The following is a 24,932-nucleotide window of genomic DNA, read 5'->3' as shown; positions in this document are numbered from 1 at the left end:
AAAACAGTGGTTATGCATGGGATCTAATGTATTTGCAATCTTCTGCATGTTATTTCTATCTAGTCTTATATCTGCAGAAGAATTTAAATCATCACCAAATAAGAAAATAGACTGGAAATTTGATGGAATTGTCGGATCTTTCGATAGAGAGTCAATTCAGCGTGGCTATAAAGTGTATAAAGAAGTCTGTGCTGCTTGTCATTCAATGAATAGGGTAGCATTTCGTAATTTGCAAGATGTCGGTTTTTCTGAAGAAGATGTAAAACAAATAGCAGCTTCTTATCAAGTTAAAGATGGTCCGAATGATTTGGGTGAAATGTTTGACAGACCTGGAGTACCTTCGGATTATTTTATTGCGCCTTTTGATACAAAAGAAGCAGCTGCAGCAAGCAACAATGGTGCAGTCCCACCAGACTTATCATTAATTATTAAAGCAAGGCATGATGGTGCAAATTATGTCTATTCATTGTTAACAGGCTATCAAAACGGCGAACACGATGAAAATGATTTATATTTTAATTCGTATTTTCCAACAGGCAGATTAGCTATGGCGCCACCACTTTCTGAAGGAATGGTGGAATATGATGGTGCAAGGCAAGCCACAGTTGAAAATATGGCGTATGATGTGATAAATTTTTTACAATGGGCAGCAGAGCCAGAATTAGAGCGCCGGCATAAACTTGGATTAAAAGTAGTGGCGTATTTTATAATTTTAACAGTGTTTTTTGTATTAACTAACAACAAAGTTTGGAGCAAGCTCTATAAAAAGAAGTGATAGTCAATTTTGCCTCAAGCACAATGGTTGTCATCCAAGTAGCTAACACTGGTTCCTTTATGACGGTGTCATCCGAGTAGCTGACACTGGGATGGCTTTGTCGCATCGTACCTTATACGGTAATAATTTACGATAAATTCATGTAGCCATTTCGAATTTAGCCATACCAATGTCAGTAAATTTATTAAGCAAACAGCACTTAATGAGCAGTTCTTTTTCACGATTTATAGCTCTTTTCATAGAAGTCCGGATGTGATAAGGATAGATAATGATAAGGAGGTTGAATGCCAGCAGCATATAGTTATGATTTAAGAAAAAAAGCAATGGAGGCGCTAGACGAAGGAGAAAGCAGAGAAGCAGTGGCAGCAAGATTTAAGATTGGACGAACTACTTTATGGGAGTGGCAGCACTGTAGGCTTGACCATAAATTATGTTAAGATAGAAAATGACTATTTTAGATAGAGCTTGATGTAATGCAGTGCGATACAAAATAACGGTAGAATATAATGGTAGTAATTTCTCTGGTTGGCAAAAACAGCAACACTCTGCTAACTCAATCCAGGAGAAGATAGAAAATGCTATATTTAATTTTAGTGGTGAGAAAGTTACTTTGTACTGTGGTGGCAGGACTGATGCAGGAGTTCATGCTTTAGGACAAGTTGCTCATTTTGATATGGAAAAGGAATTTGAGCTTTATAGAATAAGGAATGCAATAAACTATCATTTAAAATCAATTCCTATAGTCGTGCTTAATGCAGAAGTTGTAGATGATGCGTTTCACGCACGGTTTTCAGCAAAAAAAAGATATTACGAATATAGAATAGTTAATCGCTATGCTCCTGCCGCTCTGGAGACGGGTTATGTATGGCAAGTGTTTAGCCCACTTGATGTAAATATTATGCGTGAAGCTGCTAAACATCTACTTGGAAAACATGACCTTTCAAGTTTCCGTTCAAAAGATTGTCAAGCCGCAAATCCGATAAGAACAATTGATGATATCGATATAATACAAAATGGGAATCATATACACATCAAAATATCTGCTATTTCCTTTTTACATAACCAAGTGAGGATTATTGTGGGTACTTTAGTTGAATTTGGAAAAAATAGAACCAATCCGCAAGAAATGCTAAATATATTAAACCAATGCAAAAGAAGTGCCGCTGGAGTTACTGCACCACCTTTTGGCTTATATTTGGTAAAGATAGATTACTAATTTAATAAAAGCTAGTGAAATAAGTGCCATACCGCCACGGTATCTCCAGATTCCGCTAACAAGCAGCGAGATGACGAGTTTAAGTTCTCATTGGCATTACTACATATAATGCACTTGAATCGTCTTCATCAGTGATAATTGTAGCACTATTACCATCGGCTAAGCTAAACTTACATTTATTTTTTATGCAGGATAGAACATCAAGTAAATAACGCGAGTTGAACCCTATTTCTATAGGGGCTTCATTGTAGTCCACTTCTATGGATTCAGTTGCATCACTGCACTCTTGGGAGTTTGAATGCAGAGTTAGCAGCTTTTCTTGTAGTGAGAATTTAATAGATTTTACTTTATCAGATACAACAACGGAAACTCGATCTATAACGTCTGAAAGTTTTTTACTTTCAATAATCATATGCTTATCTTGAGATGCTGGAATAACTGCTTTATAATTTGGAAAAGTTCCATCTATTAATTTTGATATTAGAATATATTCACCGCATGTAAACTTGATTTTTCTGTCTGAGAGTTTTACTTTAATTTCATTACAATCGTCCAATATTTTTAACAGCTCCATAACAGTTTTACGTGGAATGATCACACCAAATTCGCCATTGATGTTCCCAGGCTTTGGCCTCTTTATACATGATAAACGATGGCCATCAGTTGCAACGCAGTACAGAAATTGCTCATCTGTATGTAGATATATTCCATTTAAATTATACCTTGTATCATCTAGTGATACAGCAAATTTTGTTTTAGTTAATAAGTCTATCAGGTCTGTATTTAGTAGAGTAAAATCATGTTTATAATTGTCTTCTTCAAGAGCAGGAAAGCTGCTTGAAACTACATTCGGTAAAGAAAAGTTTGCATTTCCGCAAGACATCAATAATTTTCCTTGGTTGTTTACTTCAAAATTGACATCCAAATCAGCGGGTAACTTCTTCACTATGTCATGTAAAGTATGCGCTGAAATTTTTACTTCTCCTTCTGTTAATACGGTTGCAGCAAGTGAGGCAAACATTGAAATGTCAAGATCAGTTGCCATTAATTTTATGCTGCCGTGTTGTGCTTTGATATTTATACACGCCAAAACATCTATTGCATTACGCCTTTCAACCACTCCACTTACTCTGGATAATGTATTTAAAAGACTTGTGCGGCTCACGCTAAAACGCATCTGCTCGCACACAGAATTTTGCTTTTTGATTTCTGTATCTACACCTGCAACCTCTGACATTGCTAACTCTCAAAAATATATTTTAAATGATATCCACATCCCATATAAAGTAAAGTGCTATTTATATTTCCATTGAAAGAGTAGTCTAGTTTATACTATAGCTGGGTATTCTGTTACAATAATTTACTTTGTATGGCATAAATCATGCATTTTTTGATACGCTTTTTGAAAACCAAGTAGGGAATAAGTATCATCAATGGTCACTGTTTTTGTTTTTCCATTAACTACCATTGATAATCCCTGCTTCATTTTTAGAATGAGATCTTGATCTATTTTTGTATGCTCTGCCCACGCAAAACTTCCCTGTATTATGGGCAGTGTATATTTAATTTTTTTGTCGATATTGAGAGCTACAGGCTCCTTATCATACTGAAAACCAGAGGTAACGCTTACCTCATCTGCTTTTTTATCAACATAACTAACCATTACATACGGCTTGCGATTGGTTGTATAATATTCGCTTTTTTTTTTAGGATAGGATACAATATAACATACTTTCTCTCCATCTTCCAATGCAGTATACACGAGCCAATCTTTATATTTTTCCTTCAATTGTACATCACTAACCGATGCAAAAGCGCCTATCGAAAAAAATATTAGAAATATAAAAAAACTACGCATGCAAACAAAATTTCAAACTTTCAGATTGTATATATTGTTTTACCTTAGCCATCGCCTGCTCAGCCAACTGCCTTATTCTTTCTCTTGAAACACAATATTTTTTACTAAGTTCATCCAGAGTTTGAATGTTTTCAGACAAATATCTACTGATAAAAATGTCTCTTGCCCTTTCGTTGAGGCTCGCTAGTGCATTGTTTAAAATTGCTTCTTTTAATTCTTTTTCTTCATGATTCTGATAGGTTACTTCTTGACTGACCAAGTTACATGGGATCATATCTTGTAACTCCCTTTTAGAGTCATCACCTATTTTTATGCAATCGTTTAGCGACTGATCCTTACAAGCCAAACGGTAATTCATTTGTATAACATCTCCTTCGGATACAGAAAGCTCATTAGATATTGCTTTTATTTCTTCATTATTTAAAGTTTCTCTGTTTGTATACTGTAAAATTCTTTTTTTTATTTTACGTAAACTAAAAAATAATCTTCTTTGTGCTTGCGTTGTGCCTATTTTCACAAATGACCAAGATTTCAATATAAAGTCTTTTATTGAAGCTTCAATCCACCACACTGCATAAGTTGAAAAACGAAACCCTAAATCAGGATTAAACTTTTTTACTGCATGCATTAAACCCATATTCCCTTCCATGACCAGGTCCATCAACAATAGTCCATAATTTTTGAATTTCATTGCAATTTTCACTACCAAATTCAAATGGCTGGTAATCAATTTATGAGCAGAAGAAATATCCTTGTATTGGTTCCAATTTTTTGCTAGTTGTACTTCTTCCTCTTGAGACAGCATGGGAAATTTTCGCACCCTAGCAATATATTGCATGAGATTGGTTCTGCTATCGACACATAAGCTTGCCATTGGGGTCAACATAACAACTTAAATTAAAACTTCATGCATATAATATATTGATTTTCCAGCAAAAATTCAAGCTTTGATTTGAAAAAAGTACAAATTTTCCATCTAATTTCTTGGAGACAGTAGGCCGCAGTGTTAGCTAATTGGATAACATTATGTAACTTTAGATGATATTCTACCAGTACAATGGTAAACGTTATAGCTTAAACACATAGCAAATAGTGTTATTCCAGTGCCTTGACACTGGAATCCACATTTCTTTTTTCTAGATCCCAGTGTCATGCTACTTGAATGACAAGAAAAAACCCACTGGGATAACAAGACTGAGATAGACTAAAAATTAAACGCTACTCCAGCTTCTGCACCAACAGTGCTGTAAAGGACTGTATGTCCTCCTTTGTCTTTCTCACCACCGCTTTTATCGAAATTAGCACCATAAGAACCGAAATAACGAGCTCCAGCATAAAGTTTGACTTCTGGAGTTACATCATAACTAACACCAGCTTTTACTTGACCAGCAAAACCAAATTTACTTTTTTGATCATTCACAGCGTCTTTCAAAGGAGTGCTAATATACGCTGCACCAACACCAACACCAACATATGGAGTGATAGGCATATCTTCAATTGCTATATCGTAATAAACGTTAACTAGCCCTGAAATTGCTGTTACACTGTCTGCAATAGTATCTGGCGTAAATCTTGCATCTGTAACATTATTTTTGTTTAGGTATGAATAAACTCCTTCAACATCAACCCTGATGTCGTCCATTTTGTAACCAAACGCACCACCACCAGCTAGAAAAGACGCTTTTAATGGACTGTAATCACTATTGTCTTTCTTATAGGTAATACCATCAACTTTTGTGAAAAGAGGTAAAATTTCACCGTTGTATTGCAAACGAATATAGTAACTAGTTTCTTCATCACTTATTGGACCAACAGGATCTGAAAAAGCAGAGTTTGATAAACTTAGCAACGTTGCTAAAGCGGCTGCTGAAAAAAACTTTTTATAATGCATAATTGTCCTCGTAAAAAAATTAAAATTCCACTTTAGCAGTCTAAGTAACAACTAAAGTTAAGTCAAGTGCTAACTTAATAACACAAAATATTCTACATTTTAACTAATTTTTAGGAGAAGACAAAGATTTTATTAATGAATAAATACGACTTTTGATTTTTTGGTATAGCTAACACAGGTAAGATTTACTATCGAAAGACCTCGTCATCTCGCTGCTTGTTAGCGGATGAGAAATCCACAACTGTACGAACATTGCAATTTGGGCCTACCAGGAGGGCAATGCCTCTTATCCAAGTACCATCTTCTTGTCATCCCAGTCTGGGATCCAGGAATTTTATTAAGTTGGTAAGCATAAAAGTAGCCGTTTTATGTTAAAACACAATGTTCTTGATGAGATTACGGCAAGGCTGGATTCCAGACTGGAATGACATCGTTTACTATGTGCCATATTGCAATGTTTGTACAGTTGTGGAATGAATCACGGTATGACGTAGGGCTATGCTAGTATAGGTACATTATATGAAGAAGTACTAGCGTTGGGAATATTAGAAAAAAAATACTTACACTAAAAGAAACTTCAGTAGTAAATTCAAAAAGGAAGTTTAAACCCAGATGGTAAACCCATCATACCTGCAAGATCAGAAGTTGCATTCGCCATATCTTCTTCTGCTTTTTTAACGGCATCATTAAACGCTGCTGTTACTAAATCCTCTACTATATCTTTTTCCTCATTTCTCATAAGTTCTAAGTCTATGTTCACCTTTTTAGCTTTATAGCTACCTATTTTTATGACTTCCACTAATACAGAAACTTTGCCACCACCAGAAATACCTTGAAACTCTTTTCCAACATATTTTTCTTGAGCTTCTGCAAGCTTTTTTTGCATCTCTTGCGCTTGTTTCATTATTTGACTAAAATCCACAACTTACTCCTTATTTTCTATATTAACTACTTTTGCACCTTTAAACGTGTCAAGGATATCCTTAACTGCAGGTGCATAATTTAAATTACTCACTTCCCTGTTTATATAACCTGTATCAACTGCAACAACCCACTCTTGCTGAGTCACCTGGTTTAAGTAATTTTTTAAATCATTGCAAAAATTACTATCCAACTTAGATACAGCTTTTAATTTTAAATATCCAGGTTTACAATCTATTAATTGTAGATTATTACACAGTTGTTTGTAAAGATAAATTTGGTTACTTCGCCTTAATAGTTGCAAAATCTTATCAAAATCGTAATTTTGTTGTTTATTTTCCACATGGATCCCAGTGTCACGCACTGGGATGACAGAGTGGGGTTGTTGTTTACTTTCCACATATTTTTTTGGATCCGAGTAGTCAGCTACTTGGATGACAGAGGGGGAAGGTGCAACAGGTCTGCCCTGTCTATTTCCTTGCTCTACATTCTGCGAAAGAACTTTTTTGATCACCTGTTCCGGAGAAGGCAGATCAGAAAGATAACAGAGGCTAATTAACATCATTTCAGCAGCAACATCGTTGCATGTTGAAGTTTTTATATCTTGAATACCTTTAAGCAACATCTTCCACAATCTCGAAAAAAATATTAAAGATCTCTTTATACTTAAATCTTTTATCCTATTCTTTTCATGCTCTGTAACTGCATTATCAATCTCTTTTGTAATCAAAAAACGGCATACTAACTGAATTGTTTGCAATAGACCTTCAAAAATACTAAGTGGGTTTGCTGTTTTTACCGCCTTGTCAAACACTGATAGAGCTTTCTGTAAATCACCTTCTAATATTGCCCCTAATAGATCAAATATAATATCTTTATCCACTAGGCCAAGTATGTCTGTCACATTTTTAGTGGATATTGCACCATCTTTGCTATATAGCACTGCTTGATTCATCAAAAACAAGGCGTTACGCATTGAATTTCCAGAGTGTCGTGCAATTAATTCTAATGCTCCCTTTTCAATGGAATAACTCTCTTTTTGTGCAACATCATTTAAACGTTCCACTATTTTAGCTACAGGAATGTTGTGTAAATCAAATCTTTGACAACGTGCAATAATAGTTATTGGTATCTTTTTTATTTCCGTAGTTGCTAAAATGAACTTTACACTAGATGGTGGCTCTTCTAGGGTTTTAAGTAATGCGTTAAATGCACTGCTAGATAGCATGTGTACTTCATCTATAATGTAGACTTTGAATTTAGAGCTTATAGGTGAATAGCAAATATCTCCCAGGATTACTTTAATATCGTCAATGCTAGTGTGACTTGCTGCATCGATTTCAATTACATCTGGATGGCTTGAATTTTTTATTGCTAGACAATTTTCACATGATCCGCAAGGTTCAAAAATTGGCCCCAGGGAACAATTCAAACATAAAGCTATTATCCTTGCAGTGGTGGTTTTACCAACTCCACTACTACCAGAGAGCAGTATAGATTGTGGGATTTTGTTTAAAATAAAAGCATTTTCTAATACACGCACTAATATATCTTGACCTACTAGATCTTTGAAGCTACTAGGACGATGTTTTAATGCTATATTCATAGCCTCGGATAAAACAAATAATGAAATAGGTATGCAACCCAAAAAGGTTCTGATATGGCTGCTTCATTTCTGATCTGACCAAATTACAGAGTTTTTGCCTGCATACCTTATAAAATATTATACTTTTTTTTTTATTTAGCAAGGTATATCCTATATTAGCTCTATAATTTGATATGTTAAATTTTTTACAGTGCTATTTTGAAGTAAACAAAAAGTTAGTTGTCATGCAAGTCACTACAAGATTGTCACTCCAATGTTTATTTATGTCATTTCAGCGCTTATTTATGTCATCCCAGTGCCTAGGCATACAGCTGTATGAATGTTGTGATATAAGAGCAATTTTTACCGAAAAGGATGTCATCCCAGTGCTTGACTACTTGGATCCAGAAAACTTAACTGTAAATGAGCGCACTAGGCAATTGTATAACAAGAACTGGATTCCAGTGTCAGCTACTTGCATGACACTACCTGCTACGCAAACTTCTGTGGACTACAAAGAAAGTTCGTACAGTTGTAGGTCAAGCCATAGAGTAACAAAAAAAGGATATTGGTATAACAAAAGAGGAACATTATGATTTTATATCATTTTCCTCTTTGTCCATTTTCACGAAAAGTTAGAGCTTTTCTAAAAGAAAAAAAATTAGGCTGTGATCTAGTGTATGAAAATCCGTGGGAAAAGCGGAATGAATTTATGGAGATCAATCCAACCGGGCAAGTACCAGTGTTAATAGATAATAACTTTGTAATAGCGGATAGTAATGCCATTTGTGAATATATAGAAGAGACTTACAATAGCGACGTCAAATTACTTGGTTCATCCACTATTATTAAGTCTAAAATACGCGCTCTAATCAATTGGTTCGATAACAAATTTTACAATGAAGTTACTAAGTATATTATGAATGAAAAAGTAATTACTAACCGCAGCCCTGACTCTAGATTTCTTCATGCAGCTCAGCATAACCTGCCTTGCCATATGGAATACACCGAACACTTAATTAACAAGAACGTTTGGCTTGCAACTGATAAGTTCACTTTAGCTGATATTACTTTAGCATCGCATATTTCCGTAATGGATTATGTAAGTAGTTTTCCATGGGAAAAAAGTAAAATTTTAAAAGAATGGTACTCCATTGTTAAATCAAAGCCTTGTTTTCGTGAGATATTATTAGAGAGGATTTCTGGTTTAATCCCTCCTAAACATTATGCTGACCTTGATTTTTAACTTATGTTAGCTTTAAAGCTACAGTCATTCCTTCATCAGTTGGAATCAATATAGAGAAATATTTTTTTTCATCTGATAATCTATTATTAAACTCCCTCATGGCATGCCATGATTTTTCTGATACTTCTTTTGGAGGCGATTCTAAAAATACTGTGTTAAACAGTAGAGTGTTATCTGCAACGATTAGCCCATCTTGTTTAATGTATGACTCTGCCCAATCTAAATACTTAGGATAACTACTTTTGTCAGCATCAATAAATATCATGTCAAATGGTGCTTTTGCTGATAATTCATTAATTTTTTCCAGTGCATCGCCTTCTATTAGAGTAATTTTATCACTTAGATTAAAAGCACTAAAATTTTTTTTTGCTATTCTTGAGTGTTGAGGATTATTTTCTATTGTATATATATGACCGTCTTTTAGTAGAGCTTTTGCCATGCAAATCGACGAGTAACCGTATAACGTGCCAATCTCAACAATACTTTTGATTTTTTGGATTTTTATAAATAAACTTAATAGCTTTCCTTCTTCAGGGCCAATTTGAATATGTTGCTTTTTTTCAAGAATACAATATTCTTCTATTTTTTTATATTCTTTTGCAAATAGATTTCTTATGTATGACAATTTTATACTAAAATTATTACGCATATATTATAAATTAGGGAGACTTAATTCATACACAATTTATAAATATAATAATATAGTTTAAAATAATAAAAACATTTATTTTAAGTTATTATTTCATAGTATAAAATTTTAAGTGACAAAAATTATTATATATCGTACTATAGTTAACTAGTATAATAAACAGTCGATTATTATGCTAGAATTAAAGGGATTGTTTATGCGCATTTCTCTTTTTAAAATATAATTTTTATAATCAATTAGAGGGGGTTATATGTCTTATACTATTGCTGGTGAAGTTGAAACGTTAAACAAAAAATCTAACAAGAATGAAGGGGTTATGTTACTACATAATCCAGCTTATCGTGAAAAGTATAAAGAACGTTTTGATGAAGCTCAGAGAAAAGTTATGGATATGGTTCAGTTTTATGATGGGACAATAGTATTAATAGAGAATAAAATCGCTATGTATTACTACACTTGGCACAGTAAAAAAAGAGAGTTTGAGCGTAAAAAACAACAAACAGTAGTGAAAAACAATGACTCAGCATAGAGTCTTTTATATGGTAAGCTACAGTGGTATTACTTCGCTATAGCTTTTCCATATAATTTATCTATCACATTAGTGAAATATTTCAGCTCTTTATACCCTCCATGTTTAACTTTATTATGCTCTATATATGATTTATCATCGTTAAGCTTGATGAAAAATATTGGAGTGGCTGTGATACCAAGTTTATTAATTGCCAGTGATTTATCATTTACGATTTTATCCATTATTTTCTTATCATTAATGCATTGGTTAAATGCATCTTGCTTTAAGTTGCTTAGTGCAGCAATTCTTTGTAGTAAAGTCAAATCACTTAAATTGTAGTAATTCCACGAATCTATTGAGTTAAAAACAGCTTTGTTAAAATTAAAGTAGTCTTCTTGTTTTTCGTAGCAATGACTTAGCATTGCAGCCTTTAGCCCTCTGTAATCCAAAGGAAAATGACGAAATATATATAACATCTTACCTGTGTCTATATATTTCTCTTTAATTTTAGGAAAAACATTCCTATGAAAAAGAGAGCAGTGATAACAAGTTAATGAAGCATATTCTATCATTAGAATTGGTGCTTTTGGATCTCCTAATAATTTATCATTAGGTAATGGCGATAATAGCTCATTTGATGTTATTTCATTGGGTTTTTTTTGAATGTATTGGTTATCGGATAAATCTTGCTTAACAACTGCATAAGAATTAACACTTATGAAAATTAATAAAAACAATAGTCTAAAAATCATTACAATATAAACACTTAACTTACTAAAAAAAATTATACATTTATATTAATAATGTCAAGATAACTTTTGTTTAGCAAGGCTTTCAGCCCTATCTTTAAATGCAGCAATTATTTTACTTTGTGTATACTTATATACTGAGTTTAATAAAGTGGAAAATGAGTTGGACTTAAACTTAAACTCTATATAAAACTTTACCATAGTTTTATTTTCATCTATGGGAATGAATTGCCATTCATTGTATAGATGTTTAAATATTCCATTTGATGATACAGCTTTTATCCAACCTTCATTTGTTCCACTTGGAGAAAGAGAAGTAACTTCTGATGTATATCTACCTTTAATTCCATGAAAAGCTGCGAGGAGATCCACAACCATTTGGTTGTTAATTTTTTCTTTTATATAAACGGCTTTGCACCAAGGAACAAAATCAGGATACCTTTCAACATCAATTACAATTTGGAATACTTCATTAGGCAAACATAGGAAAACACCCTGTTCTTTGTATTGATGAAGCATAAATGTTAAACCAATCAAAATAGGATCCGTATCTACCGTCAGCCTTAGTAGATTCCTGAGACTAAAGTTAAGGTGGGCATCGCGTATCAATTTCAACGAAATTAACAGAGGCAATTCCCTTGACTAGAAATTATCGCTCGGGAAATTTAACTTAACTCATAACGCATAGAACAGACCCTTAATTAATTGTAGATGATTTATACAAGGTGTGTCTATAGATATATTAAAGCTAGCGATTATTATTTAATCTTTATTAAACTTTGCATTCTAAGTATCATAGCTAATAAATATATCTTATGAACATTACTAAAGTGTTAACTATCATTGTTTTTATTGTAATTTCTTCAAGTGCTTACACTAATTGTACAGATCACAAAATTTTTGTGCATACTATGAAGCAACAAGTGGATGGTATATCTACAAAGGAGAATAAAAAAAACCGGGAATGTGTGCAAAAAAAGCTTCAGGAGGTCATTCAAAACAATGTTAACCTCAAAGGAATATCGCAATTCGTCATAGGAAAACATTGGGCTTTAGTTAAACAAAAAGAAAAAGAAGATTTTTTAAGAGAGTATGAAGTGTATCTTACGCGTTTGTGCGTTAAAATTTTATATAAATACATGCATGATAGTGAAATGATCATAATGAGTACAAAAGCAGTTGACGATGAAACTTGCTTAATTGGTACAAGATTTTCTTACGGTGATGAAGAATTTACAAATATTGATTTTAAAGTTACTAAAAATAACAGTTCTTTCTTGATAAGTGATGTTGTAATGAGTGGAATAAGTATTGCTATTAATCAACGTTATCAATTTAGTGAAAAAATCGACACACATGGCATAGCAAGTGTGATAGATGAATTAAAATGTAACAACAATCTATGATATATATGCCTCATTGGCCTAAGCCACTTGGTAGCAGGCCGAATGATTTTTCTCTTGATCGCATAAAAGGCTTTCTTAGCAAACTAGATAACCCCGAGAAAAAAATGCCTCCCGCAATTCATATAGCTGGAACTAATGGGAAAGGCTCAACACTAGCATTTATAAGATATATAATGCAAGCAGCAGGGTATAAGGTACACGCATACACTTCTCCACATTTGGTGAATTTTAATGAAAGAATAGTTATTGCAGGCAGTTATATCGACGATAATGAATTATATAGCTTGTTAGAAGAATGCCGTGCCGTAATTGCAGAACAACCTATCACTCTGTTTGAAGCTGCAACTATTGCAGCTTTTTTAGCTTTTTCTCGTCATAAAGCCGATATAACTTTAGTTGAAGTGGGTATGGGTGGAAGGCTTGATGCAACAAATGTTATAGATAATCCGATTTTAACAATCATTACTTCCATTGCACTTGATCATACAGAATATCTTGGCCCTACTGTAGAAACCATAGCAGGTGAAAAAGCTGGAATAATGAAACCTAATATTCCTTGTGTAATAGCACCACAAAAAAAGTCTATAATGAATACACTAGAATTCCATGCAATAAATAAGAAATCTCCTCTGTATAGAGGAGGCCTTGAATGGAATTGCAAAAAAAAGAACAACAAAATGGTTTTTCAATCAGCTATTCAATCAATAGAATTTCCTTTGCCATCTTTAAAGGGTGATCATCAGGTGATTAATGCAGGCAATGCTATTGCAGCATGTAGTATTTTAAGTGGAAAGTATGAATTTGATATTGGAGAAGAGGATATCACTTCAGGTTTACAGTGCACTTATTGGCCTGCACGGCTAGAGTCTATAAAAGAAGGTAATTTAATTTTCCTACTACCGAAAGATTGGCAATTATTTTTAGATGGTGCACACAATAATGATGGTGCTAGAGTACTATCTCAGTGGGTAAGAGATAACTTTGCTGAAGGTGTCTATATAATTTTTGGTGTTACTCGTAACAGAAATGTAGAAGAGTTCTTAGAACACTTAAAACCATATATCAAACTACTATGTGCGGTTTGTGTTAAGTCTGAACCTAAAGCAACAAATACAAATTTGATTAGGGAAAAAGCCAATAACATAGAAATAAAGGCAGTTGAATGTGAATCAATTGGCGATGCAATATCAAATCACATATTAAAAGCCTCTACCCAAAACGTCAAAACCATACTAATCTGTGGCTCATTGTTCCTAGCTAGAGACTTCGCTATGGAGAATAGCTAACTTTGATGATATTAACTGACCGATGGGGAAATAACTTTGATTGCTCATAGTACTGCTTGGCTTTTCGTTATCGACTTCTATAAACTGATCATCACCTTTAAATTGCTCCTCAATTGAATTTATAGCTGTCTTTTTGAGAATATAATTACTTGCAGCATTTAAAATAGGTGAAGTAACAATTAAAAGCGTGAATGGTAATGAAAGTAATAAGCCGGATAACATCATAGAGTTAGTTATACCAAAGCCGTTGGCAACTAAATCTAATCCCACACCGAAAAACATTAAAGATGTACAGATTATGTTGCTCAAAATAACTGAATTTTTTAGCCACTTTAATTTAGTCCTATCACTCTTTGAAAAATTTTCGCATTCTTGGTCAAAGTTAAACAATAATAAAACATTAGTCTGATGATTAAACTCTTTCCCATTTCTAGTATAAATGCTCTTGATAGCTGAACTCAAAATAAATCCTGCTAACAAGGGAGCAAGAAAACCTACTGCTATTGGTACATTACAAGAAATACCATTAATTATTAAAAATGCAATTGATGTGAAGAATACTAAAAGACTTCCTAAGAGACATGAATAAGAAGAATATTTTGAATAAGCAGTTACATTATTGTTAATTGACTGCTGCTTATTATAGAGTTTATTTCTGCGCTTATCATCTAAGTATTTTTGCAATTCTTCATAACTGCGACTCCACAACTTACCGCGTAATTCTTTTATTAAATTATTTCTTTTATTGAGACCTTTCTCCAATGGCTCTATTATAAATTCTTCAAAAAATGGCTTATTTAATGCAATAACCTTAAATTTCTCCTCCGCTTCTTTATTGTTTGGGTTTTTATCTGAGTGATATTTTAACGATAATTTACGGTATTGTTGACTAAGCTTTTTCTTAATATTCTTAATGTCAGAATTTACCACATCCTCCTTTTGAATATTAAATGTTCAAAACAACTGCTTTAAAGCGTGGTACTCATTTTCATTCAAAACATTTCTAGCCACATTACACCTACAAATTAACTAACTAACTATTAATGTTCTATAATATACATATTTCCAAACTATGTCAATTATTTCATAAATATCTTTGGTAAAAATTATTTCTGTTATGACTAGCATGATAAGTGTATGAAGCGACTAAAATTGTCATTACAGCGCTTAGTGTACGACAGTGCTCCAACATTTAGGGTTGCAGTTTTCATGGCAGATCTGAGTAGCTGACCCATCTAAGAGGTGTCATTCAAGTAGCTGACACTGGAATGGCTTTGTTGCATCGCACCTTATACGGTAGTAATTTACAATAAATTCATGTAGCCATTTCGAATTTAGTCATTTCAGTGTTGGCTACTTGGATGACACCACCTGCTATGCTGCAAATTGCAACGTTCGTACACTAAAGTATAGTGTGTTACTAACGAAGGCAAACAAATATCTGCTTTATGAAAACGTTAATATTTTTCATTGAAATAATACATAAATACTAGAAAAACCTTGGCAGGTTATTCGCGTTTGATTATCATAGAGAATTATATAAATTAATAAATGATCTATGGCAAGTAACCCAGAAGAAAGAAATAGTGATAAACAAAAAGCGCTAGATAACGCAATAAGCCAGATTGAAAAAGCATTCGGTAAAGGTGCAATAATGAAGTTGAAGCAAAACCCTGTAGAAAAAATAGACACAATATCCACAGGATCAATTGCGCTTGATTCGGCTCTAGGTGTTGGAGGTCTGCCAAAAGGGCGTATAATTGAAATATTTGGCCCCGAGAGTTCTGGTAAAACCACTCTTGCCTTGCACGTGATTGCTGAAGCACAAAAAAAAGGAGGATCATGCGCATTTATCGATGCAGAACATGCATTGGATGTCTTATATGCTCGTAAACTTGGGGTAAGCACTGATGATTTAGTGATTTCACAACCAGACACTGGAGAGCAGGCGTTGCATATTGTTGAGTATTTAGTGTGTTCTGGTGCGGTTGATGTGATAGTTATTGACTCTGTCGCAGCATTAACTCCAAGAGCTGAAATTGAAGGTGATATGGGTGATCAACATATGGGGCTGCAAGCAAGGCTTCTAAGTCATGGGCTACGGAAACTAACCTCTGCCGTTTCAAAAGCGAACTGTATATTGATATTTATTAATCAAATTCGTATGAAAATAGGAGTAGTGTATGGAAATCCTGAAACTACCACGGGTGGAAATGCATTAAAATTCTATACTTCTGTAAGGCTTGATATAAGAAAAGTTGGTGTAATAAAAGACAAAGAAAATATTACAGGTAATGAAACAAGAGTTAAAGTTGTAAAAAATAAAGTTGCTCCTCCATTTAGAGAAGCGAAATTTGATATAATGTACAATGAAGGTATATCAAAACTCGGAGAAATAATAGATATGGGAGCAAAGCTTGGTGTGCTTGAAAAAGCAGGCGCTTACTATTCATATAACAACACACGTCTTGGGCAAGGAAGAGAGAATGTAAAAACTTACCTAAAAACAAACAAAGAAGTCGCAAATGAAATAGAAACGAAAATCAGAGATTTACTCAGAAATCATGATAATTCTATCATAATAGACGAGGATAGTGAGCAACTTTTAGAAGAATCAGTTTTCTGATCTAAACTTAGGCATTAGATTTTGTGTTGGACGGGTTGTTACAGTATGACGGTAATTCTATGTGCTAATATAACAATCTGTAATGTTACCTTGTATCAAAAAGACTTTGCTGAAGCAGTTAAAAAAAGCTTTTCATGAGAAATTATAAATGATAAATTGTTAACAATAGGTTATTGTTAATAAGATTATGTGTTTTGGTTTACCTAATATAAACAGGGAAGGTTATTCATTTATAGTAGTTTCCTTTATAGTAACGTGTATAGCATTCTCTATATCTTGGGGGTTTGGCGTTACGTGCTTGTTTCCGACATTATTGTGTACTTATTTCTTTCGTGATCCAGCAAGAGCTGTGCCAAACAATAAGAATCTTATATTAAGTCCTGCTGATGGTGTGATTTCAAAAATTGAAGAAGTTAATTATCCTTTATCAGCAGAAAACGGAGAGGAGAAGAAGTTTACGCTTGTTAGCATATTTTTAAGTGTTTTGAACGTCCATGTGAACCGTATACCAATATCTGGTACGATAAAGGAAATGAGTTATAAAAAAGGCAAGTTTGTATCCGCAATGAGCAATAGGTCTAGTAACGAAAATGAAAAGCAGGTTATTGTAATTGAATACGAAAAGGGGAAAGAAATTATTGTGGAGCAAATAGCTGGATTAATTGCACGTCGTATCGTTTGTAATTTAGGAATATCCCAGAACGTAAAAGCAGGTGAAAGGTTTGGAATTATAAGGTTTGGCAGTAGAGTGAATATCTATGTTCCTGCTGATACAGAAGTCAGAGTTTCAGAAGGGCAAACTGTTATTGGTGGTGAAACAATTATAGCAAACTTAAATAAGGAAAACGTTCAAGAGAAGCTTACTTTTGACGTTATATGAATAACGATGGAAGTAACAGTAGATTCTTACCTATTACTAAATTATTCCCAAACTTTATAACTTTATTGGGTTTATGTTCTGGTCTCACTTCACTTAAATTTACATTTAATGAACAATGGGAATTCTCAGTAATTTTTATCATCATTGCAGCAATAATAGATGGAATGGATGGCAGAATAGCTAGAATTCTAAAATCAACTAGCGATTTTGGAGCCCAGCTTGATTCTTTTGCAGATTTTCTAAATTTTGGTGCAGCGCCTGCATTTCTTTTGTATTTTTGGAAGCTAAACGAAATCAAAGTCATAGGTTGGATTTTAGTAATGATATACGTAATCTGCATATCAATAAGACTTGCAAGATTTAATGTTTCGCTACACTCAGAACAACCATACTGGGAAAAATTTTTCTTTTCTGGTGTTCCAGCTCCAGTGTGTGCTTTACTTTCTTTGTTACCAATAATTATTACCTTTCAATCTCATGAGAGTGAATACTTACTTCTCATAGAGCGATTTTTTAACACAAGAAACGTAGCTTGTTACTTTCTGGCCATTTCATTTTTTTCGATAAGTCACATTCCAACTTTCTCTGCAAAATATATTTATATTCCCAAAAGCCTATCCTATATATTTGTGTCATTTTTTGGAGTACTTATTGTATTTTTCATCAGTAAGCCCTGGATGACTCTACCAATTTTAGGTATAGTGTATACACTTACTATTCCAATAAGCATCGGGTTTTACATATATTTTACATATAAAACTCGTTAGCTAACAAAAAATAGAAAACTGCATGATTTTGAAGATAAGTGAACTATTAAATTCATTTCTGTATATAAAGATATTCAACATTCCATTTATAATTATTTGGGTAATTGCAACTGGAATCTTTTGTACTGCCCAGTTCAAATTCATTAACTTTAGGTTACTTAAATATGGAATACAGACGCTATTCAATCTAAAGTGTAATAACAGCAACAATGGCATAATCACTCATATTCAAGCGTTTGCAACAGTAATTTCAGGAACAGTTGGTCTTGGAACAATATCAGGAGTTGCAATAGCTATCACAATAGGGGGCCCAAGTGCAGTTTTTTGGATGGTAATTACCGGAATACTTGGTATGTCGATAAAGTTTGCCGAGGTGGTGCTTGCATTTACTTATCGCTCTGAAAATACAACTGGCGGGGCTTTTTATTACATGAAGTACGGGCTTGCAAAAATTGGATTTGCAAAAACTGGTAGATTTCTTGCCTTCACTTATGCGATTATGCTACTTATTGCAATGATTTTGGGCGGTATACCATTTCAAGCAAATCAAATAGCAGCACTATCAAATAACCTCCTAGAATACAACGCATCCATTATTATATCCCTGCTTGTCTTTATTGTAATATTGGAAGGAATAAAGCGCATTGCTTTCGTTTCAACGAGCTTAGCACCAATTATGATAGTGCTATATGTGGGTATGTGTATATATTTAATTTATGTAAACGGAAGTAATTTGCTGAATGCTCTATCCATAATATTCCAAGATATCTTCAATAAATCAGCTATAGGAAGCGGAGTATTGAGCGGATTAATAGCCGGAGTGAGAAGATCAGTGTTTGCTAACGAAGCAGGTACCGGAACAGCAGCTATAGCACATTCAGCTGTAAAAGAAGAAGATCCAATTAAAGTTGGGTGCGTTGCAATGATTGCACCACTTATAGACACAATATTAATCTCATTTTTGACTGGTATTGTGATAATTATCACTGGTATGCATAGCACTGATAACGTGGGTGATATTACACTAATTAGTTCGATATTTTCAACAGCTTTGCCCTTGTTCAGCAAGTTAGTTTTTCCGCTAATGATGTTTTCCTTTGCATTTTCCACAATAATAGCTTATTGTTACTACTGTGAAGTTGCTTTGCTGTATTTATTTGGTAGTAAAAAAATACTGATACCGTTCCAAATTCTTATAGTGGTTTCAGTGTATATCAGCTGTATGTCAAAGAATATAGAATTTATATCTTATCTAGGTGACAGTTTGTTTATGTGCCTTATGATTCCAAATGCTGTTGCAATATATCTACTAAGAAGGGAAGTTTTGAATACAATAGATTCTTATTACAATTCTAAAGGGTATTAACATGATTTATAGATTGCTTTGTATGGTGTTATTTTGCCTATTGTTTAATGATGTGTACGCTGCTTCAGGTTTTTACGAAAGTTATGACGCTGTGTTGAATGGAATAAATAACTTCATGAATGAAGTACTGTTTTTCAAGATCCTTTACGTGCCATTTATAATCCTTCTACTAGTTTTTGGTTATGTGTTTCTAACATTACGTTTTGGATTTCTCAACATAAGAATGTTTAAGCATGCGTTTGCTATTTTATGTGGAAAATATGACACGAATCACCATGATGGTCATATTACGCATTTTCAGGCATTTATGACTGCACTTTCAAGCACAGTAGGCCTTGGAACTGTTGCTGGAGTCGCAATTGCAGTTTCAATGGGTGGACCAGGAGCGGTGCCTTGGATGATGATTACAGGTTTTTTTGGTATGTCAGCAAAATTTGCTGAGGTAACGTTGGCGTTTAGACATAGAACAGAAGATCAGGACCAATTGTTTAGTGGTCCCTTTCAGTATATAAGGAATGGTCTGGAGGAATTTGGATTTAAAAAACTTGGTATTGTGCTGGCTGCCATGTATGCAGTATTCTTTGTATTATCAGGTCTTGGTGGAAGTGTAGCGTTTCAAACCAACCAAATGGTTTCAATATTATCTGGCTATTCAAGTTGGGTAGATGGTCACTCTTGGTTTCTTTCTTCCATAATTTCTGCGCTGCTTGCTCTAGTGATTATTGGCGGAATTAAAAGGATAGCTAGAGTATCTTCTGCACTAGTGCCTATTATGTCACTTATATATATCTTTAGTTGTATTATTATTATTGCATTTAATATTCATAACCTTGGTTATACGTTGAAAATATTATTTTCCACTATGATAGATTTCAATGCTGTTGGCGGAGGGATGGTAGGAGCATTTGTTGCTGGAATTCAAAGGGCAATCTTTGCCAGCGAAGCAGGTGTTGGTTCTGCTTCAATTACTCATGCAACAACTAAAGATGAAGAACCAGTAAGAACTGGACTAGTCGCTATGATAGAACCATGCTTTGACACAATGTTAATTTGCTGTTTAACAGGAATAACAATAGTAATAACAGGTGCATACCAAACAGGTGTTGGTGAGGGAATATTAATTACTCACAAAGCATTTGAGACAGTTTCTCCATGGTTTCCTATCCTTCTAACAGTAGCTGCTCCTTTGTTTGCATTTTCTTCAGTAATTTCGTTTGTATATTGTTGTGAAATGGGGTGGCTATATTTATTCGGTGCAAAAAGTATAGTGATATACCGCATAGCGGTAATAATTGTGGCGTTTTTCTCTGGTCTTTCTAAAGATATAATGGCTATTGCCAATATCGGTGGAACTTTATTCTCTTGTTTAGCTCTCATCAACATGACAGCGCTTATACTGTTTAGTAATCAGATTAACGATGAAGTTCAGTGCTACCTAAAAAGGCTGAGGAATAATAAAATTAATTAGGTTCTTGGTATAATGGAAAAGTATGTAGTCCTTATACTGTCCTACATACTCGGTTCAATACCGTTTAGCTTAATCATTACAAGAATAAAAGGGATAAACTTAAGAGAAGTAGGTTCAGGAAACATTGGTGCTACAAACGTTGCAAGGACGGGAAATAAATTTCTTGCTGCTTTGGCATTATTTCTGGATTCCTTTAAGGGATTTATTGCCGTTTATATAGCACAACAATTTTGTGATAATAACGATTTTTATATATATGTATCTGCAATTTTAGCAGTTTTAGGACACATGTTTCCTATTTGGCTAAAATTCAGTGGAGGAAAGGGCGTTGCAACCACTCTAGGGATACTGATAGCATTTAACATCGATATTACTTTAGTATTCGTAATAATTTGGATAATAGTCTTTCTTGCCTTTAGATACTCTTCCCTTGCTTCACTCAGTGCTACTTCAACGGCTGTAGCATGGTCCTTTTTTTTTCAGAGGAATTTGTTCTTAACATTACTAATTATAGGAGCACTGGTCTTCCTAAAACACCACAGAAATATTGTGAATCTTCTGCAAGGTAAAGAGTATAAATTTTATAGATAATGTACTGCCAAATTATTGACACTTAAACTACGAGACAAATTGCTTGACGGTATGATTTTGTCCTCTTTGTTTAAGTCTATGATTTTTGCTTTTGTTATATTCTCTACTTCTTGAGGTGTTAAAAGACCATCTTCAATGAATTCCTTTTTTGTTTCTCTTATTTTTTCATAAAGTTGAGTAACGTGATCTTTATTTCCTTCATATACACTTTCAATTTCTAACTCTAGCTTATGTGAAGCTCCTTTTTTTAACATTTCATCCATTGCTGCTTTTGTTACTTTTAACCTTTCTTGCAAAATTTTCTTTATTTTTTCCTTATCATTTTCGTTATTTTTACTGAGTTCTACATATACCCTATAACATCTTTTTTCTCTTGGGAGCATTCTTAACCCATCTAACATGCTAATTATCTGACCTTCAATAGTCTTCTCAGCCTTTAATTTAAATTCTGCTACTTCTTCTTCTATTATCTTATTAGCTATTCTCTTAGCTCCATCCAAAGATGAATCCTTGAGAGAAAAATCTGTCTCGAGTAGATCTCGATTTAATAGCTCTAAGAATACTTTTTTTCCGATGTTTTCGAGTAAACTTTCTTGGTCATCTAAATCATGCTCCTGCAGTTTATTTCTCATGTGCTGAACCAGCTCACAACATTGTAATTTATTTAACTTTATAGAGCTAATATTTTTCATTAACGTCAGCACAATTTGTTCACTATATTGAGAAGTAATACTCAATAATTTTCTCATTAAAGGAATACTTACTTCTGAAATAAAATCATCAACTATTTTTTGACTTTCATCGTCTTCATAACCATTTTGAACGTCATACCAAGCCTTAAGAATTTCTTTATTGTTTTTCTTGTTTTTTAACCTGTCTAACATAAACTCACGTGCTTTATTTTGTGCTTCTGAGAGCAACATTTCCCTTGGGGGAGTAAATCTAATTTCTGGATCAGGATGAATACCCTCTAGCGTGCTTAACATTCTATAGATAATACCGGTGAAGCAAGTGTTAGGAATTCGCTCTTTTCTAGAGAAAGTTTGGCTATCAATTAAATTAGAAATCAATGCATCCTTTTTACTCTTAACGGCTTCTCCGTCTCCATCATTGCAAGCCCTTAAAACTAAAAGCAGAACCTGCCCACCTGTAAAGCCGGAGCTATGCTTTTGATCATCTTTGCAAAAGTCATCTAAAAATGCAATTACTCTTCCTTTATCCTCATCACTAAACTCATATGAATTGTTTATATATCCAATGAATTGAATATATTCATCATTTTTGATTACGTCTTCAGGTACTTGTTCACTATACTTACCTTTTAATTTATCAATATTTTTAATGATATCATCATTTAATTGATGGGGCAGTAAATGTTCAAGCTTAACATCAAAACTATTAACCATACCACGTAAATTCTCTTTTATACCTTCCAAAAAGAAATTTATAGAAGCTTTAAGCAGCGTAAATGGGTTAAAATCTTTTGGCCTTAGTTCACTCTGCAATAAAATTAATAGCATTGTAAGTGGTATAGTTCCCAGTAACGAAATAAGCAAGAAAGTGGTAGTGAAAGTTAGATATGTTATGAAAGCAGAAAACAAGAGGAAGGCTGCTACCTTGATTGTATTGTTTTTAAAAAATATTTCCCAATATTCCCTTTTGCTCATTTTTTGCTGTTTTGCCGTTTTTATTTCTTTGTAGATATAAAGAGTTTTAATTTCAGACCTGAAGAACATAGTACCAAGAGAAAAAAGAACATTAACAGGATTAGTGATAATGCTTAACGAGACAAAAGCTCCAAAGTAGCTAACAAATTTTAGCTTACTAGAATCCTTTGAAGGAAATTGTATTTGAGAAATACCTATCATAGCTTACCTTCAACATCATTACACTCTAGTAATAGCATAATAATTTAAAACGTCAATGTTTAAGTATCTTATTATCCGCACACTCATCGTATTCGATCTCGACTGTAGAGTGTGCTATCTCGAACTTATCTAGCAATATTTTTTTTATTTCATATAAAACATTGGTGTGCTGCACATTTTGCTTTATTTTAGCATGCATGGTAATTATAAAATAATTATCAGACAGCGACCATGTATGTATGTGGTGCACATCTATCACTTCAGGTAATTCTGATGTGATCTTACTTTTTATCTCTTCAGCAGATATACCCTCAGGCGTACCTTCAAGGAGTATATGGCAAGAATTTTTGAGAATTTTATAGCCGCTATTTAGAATTATCACACTAACAAATACTGATAAGATTGGATCTACTATTTGCCATCCAGTAAGCATGATAATTATAGATGCAAGTATAGCAGCTACAGAACCTAAAATATCTCCTATAACGTGTAGTACAGCACTTTTTATGTTTATATTGCTCTCGCATTTACTATGTAATATAAAAAAGACTATTATGTTAGAGACAAGACCGAGTGTAGCAATTATTAACATTACTTTCCACTCAACATTGACTGGAAAAATAAACCTCTTTATTGACTCAATTATAATGATTACTGCAATGAGGAATAGAGTTAAACCATTAACAAATGCTGCAATTATCTGCAACCGATGATATCCGTATGATCTCTGCAAATCGGATTTCTTAGCTGAAAACCTATGTGCTAACCAGCTTAAAACCAAGGCAAAGAGGTCAGTGAGCATATGCCCTGCATCTGATAATAGAGCAAGCGAATGTGAAATTATTCCACCTACTATTTCCATAAACATTGTTATCGCAACTATTATTATGGAATAGATTAAGCGCTTGGACTGCGCTGCTGAGTGTTTACCGTTATGCACTGCTGTCATATAAAATCTTTTCATAAACAAAAACGTGGGTAACACTGGGTTCGAACCAGCGACCGCTTGCACGTCAAGCAAGTGCTCTACCAACTGAGCTAATTACCCATCGTGGTTTTAGTATAGTGCTTTGGTGGAATGAAAGTCAATAAACCACTTTGCTTTTGTCCTTGTCCAATGTGATTCCGGAATATAGCTGTATAGAATTTCAGCCATATTCTAAATTTTACATATTAAGTTAACTATCTATACTTTATTTATTAAGATATAAATTATATTAATACAGGGATTTACGTTTTTTTTAGGGAAATTACTTTATGCTTGATATTGAAA

24 protein-coding genes, 1 tRNA gene, 2 other RNA genes and 2 pseudogenes are annotated in these 24,932 nt (G+C 33.6%); 14 read left to right on the top strand and 15 right to left on the bottom strand.

Features of this window, described 5'->3' with window-relative positions:
- Positions 1-16 precede the first annotated feature (16 nt).
- From ACICQD_RS07345 to truA, 3 genes and pseudogenes are all read left to right on the top strand, one after another.
- On the top strand, positions 17-775 hold the full coding sequence (locus ACICQD_RS07345) for a cytochrome c1 (protein ID WP_010963022.1): 759 nt from the start codon (positions 17-19) through the stop codon (positions 773-775).
- Positions 776-1,059: 284 nt separating this feature from the next.
- Positions 1,060-1,182 (top strand): annotated as a pseudogene (locus ACICQD_RS07340) (IS630 transposase-related protein); the annotation flags it as partial.
- Positions 1,183-1,253: 71 nt separating this feature from the next.
- Positions 1,254-1,991, top strand: coding sequence for a tRNA pseudouridine(38-40) synthase TruA (truA, locus tag ACICQD_RS07335; protein WP_010963021.1), 738 nt, complete (start codon positions 1,254-1,256; stop codon positions 1,989-1,991).
- A 79-nt stretch (positions 1,992-2,070) separates the two neighbouring features.
- Here the strand turns inward: truA and dnaN are convergent, their stop codons facing one another.
- The 7 genes from dnaN to ffs form a co-directional block, all read right to left on the bottom strand.
- A complete protein-coding gene (gene dnaN / locus ACICQD_RS07330; protein ID WP_038199350.1) occupies positions 2,071-3,228 on the bottom strand; it encodes a DNA polymerase III subunit beta in 1,158 nt (385 codons plus the stop codon).
- A 123-nt stretch (positions 3,229-3,351) separates the two neighbouring features.
- Entirely contained in the window at positions 3,352-3,849 is a 498-nt protein-coding gene (locus ACICQD_RS07325) for an invasion associated locus B family protein (RefSeq protein ID WP_006279310.1), read from the bottom strand.
- Positions 3,842-4,735: an RNA polymerase factor sigma-32 gene (locus ACICQD_RS07320; protein ID WP_264329481.1), complete on the bottom strand. Its 894-nt coding sequence runs from the start codon at positions 4,733-4,735 to the stop codon at positions 3,842-3,844. The genes ACICQD_RS07325 and ACICQD_RS07320 overlap by 8 nt, the downstream gene beginning before the upstream one ends.
- 318 nt (positions 4,736-5,053) lie before the next feature.
- Positions 5,054-5,740 carry an acyloxyacyl hydrolase gene (locus ACICQD_RS07315; RefSeq protein WP_265024501.1) on the bottom strand — a complete coding sequence of 229 codons (687 nt, stop codon included), beginning with the start codon at positions 5,738-5,740 and terminating at the stop codon, positions 5,054-5,056.
- Between the two features lie 589 nt (positions 5,741-6,329).
- Entirely contained in the window at positions 6,330-6,662 is a 333-nt protein-coding gene (locus tag ACICQD_RS07310; protein WP_010963017.1) for a YbaB/EbfC family nucleoid-associated protein, read from the bottom strand.
- Between the two features lie 3 nt (positions 6,663-6,665).
- Positions 6,666-8,267: a DNA polymerase III subunit gamma/tau gene (dnaX, locus tag ACICQD_RS07305; RefSeq protein WP_010963016.1), complete on the bottom strand. Its 1,602-nt coding sequence runs from the start codon at positions 8,265-8,267 to the stop codon at positions 6,666-6,668.
- A 21-nt stretch (positions 8,268-8,288) separates the two neighbouring features.
- An RNA gene (ffs, locus tag ACICQD_RS07300) (signal recognition particle sRNA small type) lies at positions 8,289-8,378 on the bottom strand.
- Between the two features lie 236 nt (positions 8,379-8,614).
- On the opposite strand from ffs, the pseudogene ACICQD_RS07295 reads away from it, so the two are divergent.
- Positions 8,615-8,731 (top strand): annotated as a pseudogene (locus ACICQD_RS07295) (WPE palindromic element domain-containing protein); the annotation flags it as partial.
- Between the two features lie 107 nt (positions 8,732-8,838).
- The gene (locus ACICQD_RS07290) at positions 8,839-9,492 is read left to right on the top strand and encodes a glutathione S-transferase family protein (RefSeq protein ID WP_010081992.1); all 654 of its coding nucleotides are present in this window, start codon (positions 8,839-8,841) and stop codon (positions 9,490-9,492) included.
- A 1-nt stretch (position 9,493) separates the two neighbouring features.
- Here the strand turns inward: ACICQD_RS07290 and ACICQD_RS07285 are convergent, their stop codons facing one another.
- Complete coding sequence (locus tag ACICQD_RS07285; protein ID WP_010081993.1) at positions 9,494-10,141, bottom strand: O-methyltransferase; 648 nt, start codon at positions 10,139-10,141, stop codon at positions 9,494-9,496.
- A gap of 250 nt (positions 10,142-10,391) precedes the next feature.
- On the opposite strand from ACICQD_RS07285, the gene ACICQD_RS07280 reads away from it, so the two are divergent.
- Positions 10,392-10,670, top strand: coding sequence for a DUF2671 domain-containing protein (locus ACICQD_RS07280; RefSeq protein ID WP_006279425.1), 279 nt, complete (start codon positions 10,392-10,394; stop codon positions 10,668-10,670).
- Between the two features lie 29 nt (positions 10,671-10,699).
- On the opposite strand, the gene ACICQD_RS07275 is transcribed toward ACICQD_RS07280, so the two are convergent.
- The 3 genes from ACICQD_RS07275 to ssrS form a co-directional block, all read right to left on the bottom strand.
- Positions 10,700-11,404: a DsbA family protein gene (locus ACICQD_RS07275; RefSeq protein ID WP_395461805.1), complete on the bottom strand. Its 705-nt coding sequence runs from the start codon at positions 11,402-11,404 to the stop codon at positions 10,700-10,702.
- Between the two features lie 54 nt (positions 11,405-11,458).
- The gene (locus ACICQD_RS07270; protein ID WP_245611012.1) at positions 11,459-11,881 is read right to left on the bottom strand and encodes a type II toxin-antitoxin system RatA family toxin; all 423 of its coding nucleotides are present in this window, start codon (positions 11,879-11,881) and stop codon (positions 11,459-11,461) included.
- Between the two features lie 58 nt (positions 11,882-11,939).
- A non-coding RNA gene (gene ssrS, locus ACICQD_RS07265) (6S RNA) lies at positions 11,940-12,100 on the bottom strand.
- A 116-nt stretch (positions 12,101-12,216) separates the two neighbouring features.
- Between ssrS and ACICQD_RS07260 the strand changes: the two genes are divergently transcribed.
- Both ACICQD_RS07260 and ACICQD_RS07255 read left to right on the top strand, forming a co-directional pair.
- Positions 12,217-12,807: a phospholipid-binding protein MlaC gene (locus ACICQD_RS07260; protein WP_182321265.1), complete on the top strand. Its 591-nt coding sequence runs from the start codon at positions 12,217-12,219 to the stop codon at positions 12,805-12,807.
- Positions 12,804-14,093 (top strand): bifunctional folylpolyglutamate synthase/dihydrofolate synthase, encoded by a 1,290-nt coding sequence (locus ACICQD_RS07255; protein ID WP_395461804.1) that lies wholly within the window; start codon positions 12,804-12,806, stop codon positions 14,091-14,093. Before ACICQD_RS07260 ends, ACICQD_RS07255 begins: the two co-directional genes overlap by 4 nt.
- On the opposite strand, the gene ACICQD_RS07250 is transcribed toward ACICQD_RS07255, so the two are convergent.
- Positions 14,061-15,023 (bottom strand): J domain-containing protein, encoded by a 963-nt coding sequence (locus tag ACICQD_RS07250; RefSeq protein ID WP_395461803.1) that lies wholly within the window; start codon positions 15,021-15,023, stop codon positions 14,061-14,063. The genes ACICQD_RS07255 and ACICQD_RS07250 overlap by 33 nt on opposite strands.
- A gap of 628 nt (positions 15,024-15,651) precedes the next feature.
- Between ACICQD_RS07250 and recA the strand changes: the two genes are divergently transcribed.
- From recA to plsY, 6 genes are all read left to right on the top strand, one after another.
- Positions 15,652-16,719: a recombinase RecA gene (recA, locus tag ACICQD_RS07245; RefSeq protein ID WP_010963008.1), complete on the top strand. Its 1,068-nt coding sequence runs from the start codon at positions 15,652-15,654 to the stop codon at positions 16,717-16,719.
- Between the two features lie 187 nt (positions 16,720-16,906).
- A complete protein-coding gene (locus ACICQD_RS07240) occupies positions 16,907-17,599 on the top strand; it encodes a phosphatidylserine decarboxylase (protein WP_007548750.1) in 693 nt (230 codons plus the stop codon).
- Positions 17,596-18,366, top strand: a complete 771-nt coding sequence (locus ACICQD_RS07235) for a CDP-alcohol phosphatidyltransferase family protein (protein WP_015589351.1) — start codon at positions 17,596-17,598, stop codon at positions 18,364-18,366. Before ACICQD_RS07240 ends, ACICQD_RS07235 begins: the two co-directional genes overlap by 4 nt.
- A 22-nt stretch (positions 18,367-18,388) precedes the next feature.
- A complete protein-coding gene (locus tag ACICQD_RS07230) occupies positions 18,389-19,732 on the top strand; it encodes an alanine/glycine:cation symporter family protein (RefSeq protein ID WP_395461802.1) in 1,344 nt (447 codons plus the stop codon).
- 1 nt (position 19,733) lies between these two features.
- Positions 19,734-21,200, top strand: a complete 1,467-nt coding sequence (locus ACICQD_RS07225; protein ID WP_155969383.1) for an alanine/glycine:cation symporter family protein — start codon at positions 19,734-19,736, stop codon at positions 21,198-21,200.
- A gap of 12 nt (positions 21,201-21,212) precedes the next feature.
- Positions 21,213-21,791 (top strand): glycerol-3-phosphate 1-O-acyltransferase PlsY, encoded by a 579-nt coding sequence (plsY, locus tag ACICQD_RS07220; protein WP_010963004.1) that lies wholly within the window; start codon positions 21,213-21,215, stop codon positions 21,789-21,791.
- Here plsY and ACICQD_RS07215 read toward each other — a convergent pair.
- The 3 genes from ACICQD_RS07215 to ACICQD_RS07205 all read right to left on the bottom strand — a co-directional run bounded on the left by ACICQD_RS07215 (position 21,782) and on the right by ACICQD_RS07205 (position 24,707).
- A complete protein-coding gene (locus tag ACICQD_RS07215; protein ID WP_138264899.1) occupies positions 21,782-23,659 on the bottom strand; it encodes a hypothetical protein in 1,878 nt (625 codons plus the stop codon). The genes plsY and ACICQD_RS07215 overlap by 10 nt on opposite strands.
- A 52-nt stretch (positions 23,660-23,711) precedes the next feature.
- A complete protein-coding gene (locus ACICQD_RS07210; protein WP_161601227.1) occupies positions 23,712-24,599 on the bottom strand; it encodes a cation diffusion facilitator family transporter in 888 nt (295 codons plus the stop codon).
- Between the two features lie 35 nt (positions 24,600-24,634).
- Positions 24,635-24,707: transfer RNA gene (locus ACICQD_RS07205), tRNA-Val, on the bottom strand.
- Between the last annotated feature and the right edge of the window lie 225 nt (positions 24,708-24,932).

Origin of the sequence: Wolbachia endosymbiont (group A) of Therophilus tumidulus, assembly GCF_964277345.1 — a bacterium.
In the GTDB taxonomy this organism is placed as follows: Bacteria; Pseudomonadota; Alphaproteobacteria; order Rickettsiales; family Anaplasmataceae; genus Wolbachia; species Wolbachia pipientis.
This window is presented reverse-complemented; position numbering and strand designations above follow the sequence as displayed.

Bases quoted from the DNA above. Each gene is read 5' to 3' on its own strand.
- ACICQD_RS07280 (WP_006279425.1), top strand. From the start codon at position 10,392: ATGTCTTATACTATTGCTGGTGAAGTTGAAACGTTAAACAAAAAATCT.
- ACICQD_RS07235 (WP_015589351.1), top strand. From the start codon at position 17,596: ATGAATAACGATGGAAGTAACAGTAGATTCTTACCTATTACTAAATTA.
- dnaN (WP_038199350.1), bottom strand. From the start codon at position 3,228: ATGTCAGAGGTTGCAGGTGTAGATACAGAAATCAAAAAGCAAAATTCT.
- ACICQD_RS07260 (WP_182321265.1), top strand. From the start codon at position 12,217: ATGAACATTACTAAAGTGTTAACTATCATTGTTTTTATTGTAATTTCT.
- ACICQD_RS07315 (WP_265024501.1), bottom strand. From the start codon at position 5,740: ATGCATTATAAAAAGTTTTTTTCAGCAGCCGCTTTAGCAACGTTGCTA.
- ACICQD_RS07290 (WP_010081992.1), top strand. From the start codon at position 8,839: ATGATTTTATATCATTTTCCTCTTTGTCCATTTTCACGAAAAGTTAGA.
- ACICQD_RS07215 (WP_138264899.1), bottom strand. From the start codon at position 23,659: ATGATAGGTATTTCTCAAATACAATTTCCTTCAAAGGATTCTAGTAAG.
- ACICQD_RS07285 (WP_010081993.1), bottom strand. From the start codon at position 10,141: ATGCGTAATAATTTTAGTATAAAATTGTCATACATAAGAAATCTATTT.
- ACICQD_RS07230 (WP_395461802.1), top strand. From the start codon at position 18,389: ATGATTTTGAAGATAAGTGAACTATTAAATTCATTTCTGTATATAAAG.
- ACICQD_RS07240 (WP_007548750.1), top strand. From the start codon at position 16,907: ATGTGTTTTGGTTTACCTAATATAAACAGGGAAGGTTATTCATTTATA.
- ACICQD_RS07255 (WP_395461804.1), top strand. From the start codon at position 12,804: ATGATATATATGCCTCATTGGCCTAAGCCACTTGGTAGCAGGCCGAAT.
- dnaX (WP_010963016.1), bottom strand. From the start codon at position 8,267: ATGAATATAGCATTAAAACATCGTCCTAGTAGCTTCAAAGATCTAGTA.
- recA (WP_010963008.1), top strand. From the start codon at position 15,652: ATGGCAAGTAACCCAGAAGAAAGAAATAGTGATAAACAAAAAGCGCTA.
- ACICQD_RS07275 (WP_395461805.1), bottom strand. From the start codon at position 11,404: ATGATTTTTAGACTATTGTTTTTATTAATTTTCATAAGTGTTAATTCT.
- ACICQD_RS07225 (WP_155969383.1), top strand. From the start codon at position 19,734: ATGATTTATAGATTGCTTTGTATGGTGTTATTTTGCCTATTGTTTAAT.
- plsY (WP_010963004.1), top strand. From the start codon at position 21,213: ATGGAAAAGTATGTAGTCCTTATACTGTCCTACATACTCGGTTCAATA.
- ACICQD_RS07325 (WP_006279310.1), bottom strand. From the start codon at position 3,849: ATGCGTAGTTTTTTTATATTTCTAATATTTTTTTCGATAGGCGCTTTT.
- ACICQD_RS07320 (WP_264329481.1), bottom strand. From the start codon at position 4,735: ATGTTGACCCCAATGGCAAGCTTATGTGTCGATAGCAGAACCAATCTC.
- ACICQD_RS07345 (WP_010963022.1), top strand. From the start codon at position 17: ATGGGATCTAATGTATTTGCAATCTTCTGCATGTTATTTCTATCTAGT.